The 11,613-nt window shown below is 67.0% G+C and carries 12 protein-coding genes and 1 pseudogene; 6 read left to right on the top strand and 7 right to left on the bottom strand.

Translation table 11 applies throughout. The features are described from left to right. Nucleotides 1–170, top strand: a 170-nt coding sequence (locus NRB56_RS22255) for a transposase (protein ID WP_153345125.1), incomplete at its 5' end; no start/stop codon positions are given. Between the two features lie 21 nt (nt 171–191). Here the strand turns inward: NRB56_RS22255 and NRB56_RS22250 are convergent. The 6 genes and pseudogenes from NRB56_RS22250 to NRB56_RS22225 all read right to left on the bottom strand — a co-directional run bounded on the left by NRB56_RS22250 (nt 192) and on the right by NRB56_RS22225 (nt 6,723). Then, a pseudogene (locus tag NRB56_RS22250) lies at nt 192–985 on the bottom strand (IS5 family transposase). A gap of 531 nt (nt 986–1,516) precedes the next feature. Continuing rightward, nucleotides 1,517–2,959, bottom strand: coding sequence for a hypothetical protein (locus NRB56_RS22245; RefSeq protein WP_153345124.1), 1,443 nt, complete (start codon nt 2,957–2,959; stop codon nt 1,517–1,519). Nucleotides 2,960–3,125: 166 nt separating this feature from the next. Beyond that, nucleotides 3,126–4,685 (bottom strand): amino acid permease, encoded by a 1,560-nt coding sequence (locus NRB56_RS22240; RefSeq protein ID WP_153345122.1) that lies wholly within the window; start codon nt 4,683–4,685, stop codon nt 3,126–3,128. Between the two features lie 299 nt (nt 4,686–4,984). Next, nucleotides 4,985–5,458, bottom strand: coding sequence for a CinA family protein (locus NRB56_RS22235; protein WP_153345120.1), 474 nt, complete (start codon nt 5,456–5,458; stop codon nt 4,985–4,987). Nucleotides 5,459–5,660: 202 nt separating this feature from the next. Continuing rightward, nucleotides 5,661–6,065 carry a DUF302 domain-containing protein gene (locus NRB56_RS22230; RefSeq protein WP_153345118.1) on the bottom strand — a complete coding sequence of 135 codons (405 nt, stop codon included), beginning with the start codon at nt 6,063–6,065 and terminating at the stop codon, nt 5,661–5,663. A gap of 73 nt (nt 6,066–6,138) precedes the next feature. Beyond that, a complete protein-coding gene (locus tag NRB56_RS22225) occupies nt 6,139–6,723 on the bottom strand; it encodes a TetR/AcrR family transcriptional regulator (protein ID WP_153345116.1) in 585 nt (194 codons plus the stop codon). Nucleotides 6,724–6,930: 207 nt separating this feature from the next. Here NRB56_RS22225 and NRB56_RS22220 point away from each other — a divergent pair, with 207 nt between their 5' ends. Then, the gene (locus NRB56_RS22220) at nt 6,931–7,239 is read left to right on the top strand and encodes a hypothetical protein (protein ID WP_194290935.1); all 309 of its coding nucleotides are present in this window, start codon (nt 6,931–6,933) and stop codon (nt 7,237–7,239) included. 14 nt (nt 7,240–7,253) lie between these two features. Beyond that, nucleotides 7,254–7,805 carry a hypothetical protein gene (locus NRB56_RS22215; protein ID WP_153345115.1) on the top strand — a complete coding sequence of 184 codons (552 nt, stop codon included), beginning with the start codon at nt 7,254–7,256 and terminating at the stop codon, nt 7,803–7,805. An 18-nt stretch (nt 7,806–7,823) separates the two neighbouring features. Here the strand turns inward: NRB56_RS22215 and NRB56_RS22210 are convergent, their stop codons facing one another. Beyond that, nucleotides 7,824–8,504 (bottom strand): NADPH-dependent F420 reductase, encoded by a 681-nt coding sequence (locus NRB56_RS22210; RefSeq protein ID WP_153345114.1) that lies wholly within the window; start codon nt 8,502–8,504, stop codon nt 7,824–7,826. Nucleotides 8,505–8,684: 180 nt separating this feature from the next. On the opposite strand from NRB56_RS22210, the gene NRB56_RS22205 reads away from it, so the two are divergent. The 3 genes from NRB56_RS22205 (at nt 8,685) to NRB56_RS22195 (ending at nt 11,566) form a co-directional block, all read left to right on the top strand. Next, complete coding sequence (locus tag NRB56_RS22205) at nt 8,685–9,587, top strand: alpha/beta hydrolase (RefSeq protein WP_194290934.1); 903 nt, start codon at nt 8,685–8,687, stop codon at nt 9,585–9,587. 1 nt (nt 9,588) lies between these two features. After that, nucleotides 9,589–10,485: an SDR family oxidoreductase gene (locus NRB56_RS22200; RefSeq protein WP_153345112.1), complete on the top strand. Its 897-nt coding sequence runs from the start codon at nt 9,589–9,591 to the stop codon at nt 10,483–10,485. A gap of 106 nt (nt 10,486–10,591) precedes the next feature. Beyond that, nucleotides 10,592–11,566, top strand: coding sequence for a sigma-70 family RNA polymerase sigma factor (locus NRB56_RS22195; RefSeq protein ID WP_153345111.1), 975 nt, complete (start codon nt 10,592–10,594; stop codon nt 11,564–11,566). The last annotated feature ends 47 nt before the right edge of the window (nt 11,567–11,613 follow it).

The following is an 11,613-nucleotide window of genomic DNA, read 5'->3' as shown; positions in this document are numbered from 1 at the left end:
CCGACCGACTCGGCCGGCACCGCTGGGTCATCGAACGCACGATCTCCTGGCTGACCAGCTACCACCGGCTCAACATCCGCTACGACCGCAAGGCCACCCACTTCCTCGCCTTCCTCACCCTCGCCGCCGCGCTCACCGGCTTCAAGAAGCTCGCGAAATCATCCACGTGAGATACGGTCTTAGACCATGTCTCACATGGTTGTGGTTTTCGCTTTGGCCAGCTTCTTGAAGCCGGTGAGCGCGGCGGCGAGTGTCAGGAATCCCAGGTAGTGAGTTCCCTTGCGGTCGTAGCGGATTGCCGGCCGGTGATACCCGGTCAGCCACGAGATCGTCCGTTCGACCACCCACCGATGGCGGCCCAGGCGTTCGGTGGACTCGATTCCTCTGCGGGCGATACGGACTGCGATCCCGCGCCGCCGCAGCCATCGCCGTAGTTCGGGCTGGTCGTAGGCTTTGTCGGCGTGCAGTTTGTCCGGTCGGCGTCTGCGTGGACCGCGTCGCGATCGGACTGCCGGGATCGTTTTCACCAGTGGCTTCAATGCTTGCGAGTCGTGCACCGTTGGCGCCCGAAACCGCTACCGCGAGAGGGATTCCCGCTCGATCGGTGAGGACATGCAGTTTGGAACCGGGCTTGCCCCGATCCGTCGGATTCGGACCGGTCAGGCCGCCCCCTTTTTCGCCCGCACACTCGCCCCGTCGACCACCGCCCTCGACCAGTCGACCAACCCGGCTGCACCCAGCTCGTCGAGGACCGCCCGATGCAACCGCCGCCACACCCCGCCTTCGTCCACACCGTTAACCGGCGATGCGCCGTCGGCGGCAACATCCGCCACGCACAACCACTGGTCAGCACATAGACGACCGCCGTGAACACCGCCCGCTGATCCACCGGCGACACCCCACCACCCTGCGGGCGCCGGCGGAACTCCGGCAGCAGCGGCTCGGCCAACTCCCACAACTCATCCGGCACCAACCGCAGCGACAACGCATCCACCACGACAGAACATCATGCAGCACAACCGAACCCGACGCACCGCAGACGAATCACACCCATGTGAGACGTGATCTAAGTGACGGATAACCATTTCGGATCGGCGGCATCAACGCCGCGGCGGCGACGCTACCCAAGCAATGGCTTGACATGACTTTACTACCGCCGACGAAGCGGCCTCACCCTCGAGGCCGGCGAACACCGGTTGGCTGCCGGAATGCTTGGGGCGGAACACATTCGGGCCTTCCACGTAGGGCCCGGCTCCGCAGCCGAGCCTACCGGTGCGAACGCACACTGCATTGCGGAAAGGCGCACTGTGACTGCGCGCACCCTTGCGCGTGCACACGGTCTCCGGCGGTGCCACGAGGACGGTGGTCGACGGGCGAGCGTGCGCGCGAGAAATGGGGCGGCCTGACCGGCTCGAATCCGTAGTGGCCCTTACGGTAGGCCCGCCCTGCTCGGCTCAGGCCGGCGGCTGTGGGCAAACAGCCGTACGACACATACAGTTCCGGGCGTCGAACTGCCTCAACGATATTCGGCCAATCGGGGGCGGACGCCGAGGAGAACGAGCAGGACCAGGACGACGGCGCCGCCGGCGGGTAGCGCTCCTGTCCAGCCGGAGTAGGCCCTCTCGGCTTCCGCGACGGCCGCGGCGAAAGCATGCTGGTTGATGTCGATGGTGGCGACCAGTGCCTGGTCGTAGGCGGTGAAGTGCTGATCGGACGGGCCGGTGCAGTAGGCGATCGCGGCGGCCGGGTCGGTCGTGGCACGCAACCGGCGATCGTCGAGTTGGTACGTCTGGTAGGCGAGCAGCGTCCGCGTCACGGCCGCGCGTTCACCCTCGAAGGTGATGTTGCGCAGTTCCTTTCCGAGGAAGGAGTCGGCGCCGATCGAGGGGGCGTTAGCGGGATCGGCTGCGCCGGAATGGGTCTGGGACGCAATGGCAGTGTTCAGGGCGGCGTCGTAGTCGTCGATGCCGGATACGGGCAGGGCGGCCAACTGCTGTGATTCGGCGAAGAATGCGGTCTCATATCCGGCGCGGCGCTGCGGGTCGAGCAGGTATCGGCTCTCGTCGGCATTGGCGTCGTAGCCGACCGCGCGGGCCTGCCGCAGGGCCAGCAGGGAGTCGAATGCCTGCGGCTTGGCGACGGTGAGTTGTTGTACGGCAATGGAATTCGTGAGGATTCCACCGGCCGTTCCCACCGCGGCGAGCAGGGTGGCGGCCAGTAGTGCCGGGTTGATACGGCGGCGGGTCCGCACTCGCAACAGAATCTGGAGGCCGATCAGGGTGGCCAGCAGCGCCGCCGCGAGCAGCGCGAGATGGATTCGCGCGGTCGTCGCGGCGTGCACGCTGCCGTGGTAGGAACGTTCCAGCACCGCACTGTTGGTGTCGGCGAGTTGTTGTGCGCGCGAAAGCAAGTCGGGGATCAGGTCGGTGGCCGTCCGGAAATCCGCCAGTGTGCGGGCAGACGGGCTCCCGGCGCCACCCTGGTCGATCTCGTCGAGTTGGCGGGTGTCGGCGGCGCGGGCCTCGTATGTGCCGAAGCGGTCGAGTATCTCGCGGATCTGCTGGACGGCGCCGTCGGTGTCGGCGATGGTCATCGCCTGCTGTAGGTCGGCATCGGCTTGGATGCGGCGCTGCTCGTAGCCGCGCACCGCCGTGTCGCGCACGGCAGCCAACGCTGGATCACTGCCCGCCAGAACGATATAAGCCAGTTGCGCGTCCATGTCGGCGATCGCGAACGACAGGTCCTCGGTCGCGGCGACGGTGGGTGCGGTGTGGCCACCGATCACCTCGATACCGCCGCGGGCGGACCGGGCGTCGGCCGCCGTCACGATGGCGGTGACCACCGCGAGCACGACCGCCGGTATCGCGAGAAACCTGATCCAGCCCGGTGTGTCGTCCCGGGCCGGCAGACCGCCGCGCAGACGGAGCGCCGCGAAATCGAACTCGGCTGCCGCCCGCATTGGCATCCCCCCGCGCATCCCACCGATATGGAAATCCGAAGGCTCATGCTGCCATCGAGTCGCGTATGGAGACCGTAAGCATTCACCTCATCGATGCATGGAAATCCGCAAAGCGGCCTCGAAGTGGGGTGCCGGGAACGGCCGGGCCGCGGGGGTCGGCACTCCGTCAGGCGTCGATCGTGGTCCTGGGCCCGGTGAACCACTTCTTGACCGACAGATGCCAGGCGGCCCACAACAGGACCAGGGCGCCGAGCACGACGATCGGGGTGTAGTTCACGAACTTCCAGGCGAAGTCCGGCGACCAGGGTGCGCCCGCTTCCGCGGTCGGGAACATGGCGATCACCGAGGTGACCAGGATCTCGACCACCGCCAGTGGCGCCATCCATTTGTATTTCGAGCCCAGGGTCCACTTCCCGGCCGGAAACGAGTCGCCGGCTTTCCAGCGCAGGAAGATCGGGATCGCGAAGGACAGGTAGAGGCCGACCACGCCGATGGACACGACGGCGTAGAAGGCGACCGGAGTCGGCGATCCGTTGATGTCCACCTTGACCAGTGCCGGCAGCGTCAGGATGACGCTGATCACTGCGGTGACGAGGACCGTCGCCACCGGCACGTGCTTGCCGCTCAGCTTGGACAGGGTACCGGCGGCGGGAATCGCCCGGTCCCGGCTGAATGCGTACATCATGCGCGAGGTCGAGGTCGTGCAGGCGAAGACGCAGAAGAACTGGCCGACAGTGGAAATGATCAACACCGCGCCGGTCCAGTTGGGGCTCAGGGACTGTTTCAGCAGAGCCGGGATGGCACCGTTGGATTTGGTCAGCCCGTTCTCGTCCTGCACGGCGAACAGAAAGGCCAGCAGCAGGATCCAGCCGCCGATCCCCGAGTACAGGATGGATCGCCAGATGCCCTTGGCCGCCGCATGGGAGGCCGATTTGGTCTCCTCGGACAGGTGAGCGGAGGCGTCGTAGCCGGTGATCGTGTACTGGGTCAGAATCATCGAGATCGGCAGCACGAACAGCAGGAAGCCGGCGCCACCGGTGGAGCCGCCGAAGAATCCGGTGTTGTTCACGGTGTGGGTGAACACCGCACCGAGGCTCGCGTGGTGGTCGGGCAAGGCGAGCAGGATCACCACGACCGCCGCCGCGCCGGCCACGTGCCACCACACCGAGAGGTTGTTGAGGATGGCCAGCAGGTGCGAGGAGAAGATGTTGACGGTCGCGGCCAGCGCCAGAATCACGATGAACTCGATGAAGACGCGAGTCAGGCTGTAGCCGTCGGCCCAGCTCTGGCTGAAGGTCCCCACCACGGTGTCGAAGAACGACGCGCAGCCGTACGCGACCGACGCAGTGACCGCGAGCAGGCCGATCATGTTCAGCCAGCCGGTGTAGTACCCGGCCCGCGGCCCGCCGAGTTTACTGGCCCACCAGTAGATCCCACCGGAGGTCGGGAACGCCGATACCAACTCCGACATACAGAGCCCGATCACCAGGATCAGAATGGAGACCATCGGCCAGCCCCACGCGATGGCCACGGAGCCCCCGTTGTTCCAGCCCAGCCCGAAGCTGGTGAAACAACCCGACAGGATCGAGATCATCGAGAACGAGATTGCGAAATTGGAAAATCCTGACCAGGACCTGGTCAATTCCTGTCGGTATCCCAGTGCGGCCAGCGCCGCTTCGTCCGCGTCATTCTCGGAAGCTCTCGCCCCGGCCTCGAGACTCACCATGGACGCCTCCACTCTCGCGATTCCAGCGGTCCGGGAAGTCTCCCGTCCGCGACGGATCGAGCATCGAGCCGGCGTGTTTCGCCGGGTGACCTCAGCCGTTAGGATCGCGTAAGAGCGTGTTTCGGCTCGGAAAACCGCGGCACTGAACGATCTGCCGGTCAACTTCCAGCCGGGGGTACTGCTGACCACGAGAGCGTGATCGGCATGCTCGAATCATCAAGCACAAGCACGGCGGCCGCATCCGGAGCGTATTCCGGCCGTGAACCTGTAGCTCGGCCAAAGACGGGGCGGACGCGGGACTATGCGTCGTCCGCCGCAGAGGCGACGGACACCAGCCGGCACCCCGCGAATTCGATCGTCTGCTCCAGCACGGACGCGGGGTCGCCGTGAAAATGGCGGTGCCACACCGCGGTTCGATGCTCGGCTGCGATCGCGAACCACACCGACCCGGCGGGTTCGCCGTCCTCGCTGCCGGGCCCTCCGACTCCGGTCACCGCGGCCGCGAAGTCGACCTCCAGCAGATCGCGAACGCCTTCGGCCATCACCTGTGCCGCAGTGCGCGAGACAACCGGAACATCGGGGACACGCAACAGGCGATGTTTCACATCGGCGCTGTAAGCGACGATACCGCCACGGAACCACCTCGACGATTCCTGGGCGGCCCCGAGCGCCGCGGACAGCCGGCCCGCGGTCAGGGACTCCGCAACCGCGACGGTGAAGCCTTCGGACAACGCCAGTTCCGACAGCCGACCGGCCCAATCATCGACATTCATCGCATCCCTCCGATCTCGTTTCGCCGCCCTTCACGATCGGCCGATTCGCTCCTGACATTGCGGCCGGTATTTCGATTCGTACGCGGTAGCCGCAACGAGAAAACAGTGCCGCGCGAGCGATCCCGAAACAAGTGGCCTGCTTTTCGGACCTTACGACTCTACCCGGCGGGAGTACGAGTGACTGAAAGTCCTTGCGGCGGCGTCAGCGGGCGGCATCCAGGGTATCGATGGCGGCGCGGAGTCTGGAGGCAGCCTCCGCCGCGATCGGTTCGAGGCCGGACTCGCCGGTGACCTGAACCATCACGTCCGGGTCCATCGCTTCCACGATGACGGCGGCGCTGTCGGAGGGGTCGCGGCGGACGATCACGTTGCAGGGCAACAACAGTCCGATTCGGCGGTCGACGTCGACCGCCTGGTGGGCCAGTGCCGGGTTGCAGGCGCCGAGGATTCGATAGGGCTCCATGTCCGCGCCCAGTTTCGCCTTCAACGTGGCGGCCATGTCGATCTCCGTCAATACGCCGAATCCCTGTTCGGCCAGGGCGCGGCGAGTCCGTTCGAGGGCGTCGTCGAGGTCGGTGTGCAGTGTGGTGGAAATGGCCAGGTTCATCAGTTGCTCCCTACCTTTCTGTCGATCGAGTTCTCCGGATACGGTCACGATTGTCGAGGCGAGGTCGGGCCGGTTACTCCGGTTCCAGCAGCGGTGCGATCATCCGGCGTACGTAGGCGTGCAGGGTGGTGTCGTCGACGGCGGCTAGTTCGCCGGTTTGGATCCGGTCCCGGAGGAAGCCGATGCCCGCTACCAGGGCGGCCAGGAGTTCCGCGCGCAGGGCGGCGTCGGGGGCAGGCATGCGGGCGGCCAGGATGGCGCCGAAATATTCCTGGATGCGGCCGCGGAGGATCTCGCGGACGACGTCGTCGTTGGCGGCGAGCAGGTAGCGGGCGACCGTGGCGTGGGCCTCGTCGTCGCGGGTGGAGCCGAGCAGGGCGGGGGCTATGTCCGGCAGCGGGGTGTTGTGGAAGAAGTCCGAGGAGTGCATCGCGGAATCGCGGGCGGCCTCGGCGAACAGTTCGTCCTTGGATCCGAAGTAGCGGTAGACCAGGGCCTGGTTGACGCCGGCGGTCGCGGCGACCTCACGGGTGCTGACACCGGCCACGCCGCGCTCGGCCATCAGGGTGCGGGCCGCCGAGAGCAGGGACTGCCGGGTCGCGACCGCGTCGCGGCGCCGCATCGGGCGCCCGTCGGCGGCGGCGTCGGTGTCTGTCATGGCATCCCATCCGGCTCGGGCCGTGTCTCGGCGAACCTCGAATATAGATCAGCGGCGCCGTGTGATCGGTATCACAGTATGTGTGGTAGTCGATCGTTGACTTATGGCTCGTGATCTTCGTAACGTCGAAGTCATCAATTGACTACATTCTTCCGCTCGAACCGCCCGTTTGTCGAGATCGACAGGGCGAAAAGGAGATTCGACACGATGGCGATTTCGTTGCGTGCCGGCGACCAGCTCGCCAGTGCCGCCTGTTCGGCGCGGGTGGTCGTGGTCCGGGTTCCGGCCGATCGGCAGCCGGTGATCGAGTGCGGTGGCGTGCCGATGACGCCTGCGGGGCCCGGCAAGCCGGCGCCGGCGGGACCGGGCGCGACTGCGACCGTGGTCGGCAAGCGCTATGTCGACTCCTCCGGAGACATCGAATTGCTGTGTGTCGCTTCGGGTTCCGGGACTCTGTCATGTGACGGGGAACCCATGGCGCTCAAGGTGGCGAAAGCCCTCCCGGCCTCGGACTGACAGGAACTCGTCCAATGGCTGCACGCGTATCGGAGTTGCGATACCGGCTGGCGATCGTCGCGCCCACCCCGGCGGCGGTGGTCGAGTATCTCGGCGGGTGGGTGTTCGACCAGGTGCTGGCGGGCTGGGACACCACCGTCTTCGTTCCCACGGCCGCCGACCCGCGGCCGCTGAGCATTCTCGGGGCGGAGCTGGCCGAACTGCCGTGCGACGCGCCGCCGCCGGCGCCGGAGGCCCGGCCGCACGCGGTGGCGGTCGCGACCGAGCTCTTCGAGATCGACCCTCGGGTCCACAAGAGCGCTCTGGCGACGCTCACCAGCGGGCGATCGGACCTCACATTCTGGGGACCGGGCCGACCGGCCGAACTCGGCGCTGTCCTCGCGCAACGTGACTTTGTGCCGAGCCTGGCGGCGCGGGCGTTCAAGGCGCGGGCACTGGCCGCGGCGGGGCTCGACCGGTCGGCCGGCGCGGCCGAGCGCCGCTACACGAAACCACCGGCCGTCGGCAGACGGAGTATCCGGCGTTCGGCCCTCCCGCCGGACTCCCGCGCCAGTCAGTCCTGCTGATCGACTTTCATTTCGTCCTCACCGCACCGCCTTCAAGTTGGTGAGCGGCGTGCCGAGCGCGTTCATCAGGCGCAGCCGGATCTGGACCAGCATCTCGGTCGCGCGGGCGCTGTCGAGGCCGCCGAGGTCGATGATGTCGGTCCAGCCGAAGGACGCCAGCAGGTCGGTGACCGTCCGCTTCGCCTCGGCGGAATCGCCCGAGACGAAGACGGAGTGGTCACCGTCCGCGACCGCCTCCGGGTGGACGAACAGATCACCGAACATGGTGTTGAGGGCCTTGACGACGTTGGCGGCGGGGAACTTTCGCTGAATCTGCTCGGCCAGCGAATCGGTGTCCTTCACGAACAACACCGGCGGGAATCCGTGGCCGAAGTCGAGCGGATTCGCGATGTCCCACAGGACCTTTCCGGCGAGGTTGGACGCACCGACGGCGGTGAGCGCGTCGACGGATCCGTGCCCCGCCGTCGCGTTGACGACCAGTTCCGCGCCGGCCGCGGCCTCGGCGAAGGTGGTCAACCGGATCGGCGGCCGGTTCTCGGCCCAGGCGGCGAAACCTATGTTGCCCATCCGATCCGGTTCGGTGCGCGCCGAGGTCTCCGCCACGTCGCGGGTGCCCATGACGACATCGTGGCCCCGATCGGCCAGGCCCGCGGCGAGAGTGCGTCCGGCGAAGCCGGTTCCGATGACGGCGATCTGCATGGTGAATTCCTCCTGGAACAGCGAACGGGTCCGCTGCGGTGGGCAGCGGCTGGTCGATGAATGGACTCGCGAACCCCCGCAGAGGAATCGGGCCCGCGGCCGATTCCTTCCGCGCCTGCCGCTGGTCTACATCCCGACCGGATGAACACCCGGGTATGGACGGCAGGGAGAAGAACGACCGTGAAGTCGGAAATCGTCAGAGATCATTGGCGCGCGATGATGGCGGCCGCCGTGGCCGATCCGGATCAGGCGCCCGACCGGGTTCGCGATCGGGTCGAAAGATATTGGCCCGGACTGACGTCGGAACCCGGCGGGGTCGACTACCTCGCGGTCGACGTGCACGGCCTGCCCGCGCTGTGGGCGATCCCGAAGGGCAGCTCCGAGGAGCATGTGATCCTCGGCGTGCACGGCGGGGGCGGGGTCAGCGGATCGATCTACACACACCGAAAGCTGTTCGCCCACATGGCGGAAGCCACCGGGGTGCGTGCGTTGATCGTCGAGTACAGCCGACGGGGGTATCCGGCCCCGCTCGACGACGCCCTCACGGCGTACCGCTGGCTGCTCGGCAGGGAGATCGATCCCGGCCGCATCGCGATCGCCGGCGATTCCCTCGGCGGCAATCTGTCGATATCGGCGATCCTGCGCGCTCGTGAGGCGGGCCTGCCCACCCCGGCCGCCCTGTTCCTGATGTCGCCGTGGGTGGATATGACGGTCGGCGACAAGACCTTCGAGACGAATCGCGAGACCGAGGAGTTCTTCTATCGGGACGTCGTCCTGGCGCTGGCGAGCACGTACCTGAGCGGCGCCGACCCCACGGATCCGTTCGCGAGCCCACTGCACGCCGAGCTGAATGCCTTGCCGCCGACCTACATTCAGGTGGGTGGGGACGAGACGCTGCTCGGCGAGAGTGCGCGGTTCGCCGAGAAAGCGCGAGCAGCCGGTGTGGACGTGCGGCTCGACATCTTCCCCGGGCAACTGCACACCTTCCAGATGGCGGCCGGCAACTCGGCCGAATCCACCGACGCGATCGAGCGATTCGCGACCTGGGCCCGCCCGAAACTCGGCCTCGCCCACGGTGAATGACATGACGGTACTGGTCACGGGAGCGAACGGCCGGCCGGGCGCGGCGGTGATCCGGGAATTCGCCCGGCGCGGCGATCCGGTCCGGGCATTGGTGCGCGACCCGGCCCGAGCGGGTGAATTGGCGGAATTGCCGGGCGTCCGGATCGCGGTGGGCGACATGTTGTGGCCCGAATCGCTCGAGAACGCGCTCGATGGCGTCGATCGTGTGCTGATGATCTCCGGCGCGGGCCCGCTGATGCTGGAGACACAGGTCACCTTCATCGACGCGGCCAGGAAGGCGGGAATCGGGCACATCGTGAAATTGGGCGGCGACGAGGGACCGCGCTGGGATTCGGAGAAGTTCCGCTCGACCCGCAGCCACGAACAGATCCAGCGCTATCTGCTGGCATCGGGCGTGCCGTGGACGATACTGCGGCCCAGCCAGTTCATGGAGGTCTATTTCGAGGAGATACCCGACATCGTGGAGCACGGCGAATTGCGGCTGCCGCTGGGCGACGCGACCCTCGCGCCGATCACCGTCGACGACATCGCGAAAATCGCCCACGCGGTTCTCACCACCGACGGGCACGAGTACACGACCTATCGCATGACGGGCCCGCGGGCGATATCGATGACCGAGGCCGCCGCGGACATCTCGGCCGCGATCGGTCGCCCGGTGCGCTATGTCGACGTCTCACCCGCGGAAAAGCGCCGGCAGTGGATCGAGAAGGGCTACCCGCCCCCGCGCGCGGACGCTTTTGTGCAGTTGTTCGAGGAACGACGGCGGCTGGGTTCCGCTCATGTCGATCGGACCACCCATCAGCGGTTCGGGATCGCGCCGACGACATTCGGGGAATTCGCCGCCCGCCACGCCGAGGTGTTCCGCGGCTCGGCGACCTATCAGGTCACTCCGGGCTGATCGACGCGGCCGTGGGGCGCGGCTGCCACCGCCCCACGGCCGACCGATCAGTTTCGGCGGCTGCGCGAGTCCATACTCCTGATCCTGCGATCCCTGAAGGAGACCCATGCGGCCGACCACCTCCGGCGACACCGACCGGGACGAATTCCTCCGCGACGCCGAGAAACATCGCCGGGAATTGATCGCGCACTGCTATCGGATGACCGGCTCCCTCCATGAGGCCGAAGACCTCGTCCAGGAAACCTTTCTGCGTGCGTGGCGGAGCTGGGATTCGTTCGAGGGCCGTTCGTCGGCGCGGTCCTGGCTCTACCGCATCGCCACCAATCTCTGCCTGACGGCGCTGTCGCACAATCAGCGCCGATTTCTGCCCTTCGGGCTCGGCCCCGGTGAGCCGAACGGAAGCCCGGCCGATCCGCGCTGGATCGAGCCGTTCCCCACCGATCCGCAGATCGCCCGAGCCGATCCCGCCGAAATCGCGGCGACCCGATCGAATCTGCGGCTCGCAGTGGTGGCGAGTCTGCAACATCTACCGCCACGCCAGCGGGCGGTGCTCATTCTGCGCGAAGTGCTCGCCTACCCCGCCGCGGAAGTCGCCGACATACTCGACATGAGCATTCCCGCCGTGAAAAGCGCCTTGCAACGAGCACGCGCCACACTCGACGAAGCCGCGCCCGAGCCGGACGTGCTGGCGGAACCCGACTCCCCTCGAGCCCGGGCCGTCCTGGACAAATTCATCGACGCCTTCGAGAACGCCGACATTCCCGCCCTCACCGTTCTGCTGCACGACGACGCCACCATCGAGGCGATACCGACGGGCACCCGAGTATCGGGCAAACACGGGTGCATCGCGCATCTCGAGAATTTGATCCACGCCGCGGGTGGCCGATTCCGGCTATATCCGACGAGCGCGAACGGCGGCCCCGCGGCGATCGCCTACCACCGCGCACACCCCGGCGATCCCTTCACCCCGTTCGCGGTGGTCGCGCTCGCGGTCGGCGCCGAGCGGATCACCGCCATCACCGCATTCCTCGACCCGGACCTGTTCCCCCACTTCGGTTTCGCCCACACGGTCGAGGACTGAGGATCTTCCGAGCCGACGGACGTGTGCGCGAGGCCGACCCGCAAGTG

The organism is Nocardia aurantia, assembly GCF_009604425.1.
GTDB lineage: Bacteria > Actinomycetota > Actinomycetes > Mycobacteriales > Mycobacteriaceae > Nocardia > Nocardia aurantia.
The sequence above is the reverse complement of the archived record's forward strand: the minus strand, read 5'-3'. Positions and strand labels throughout refer to the sequence as shown.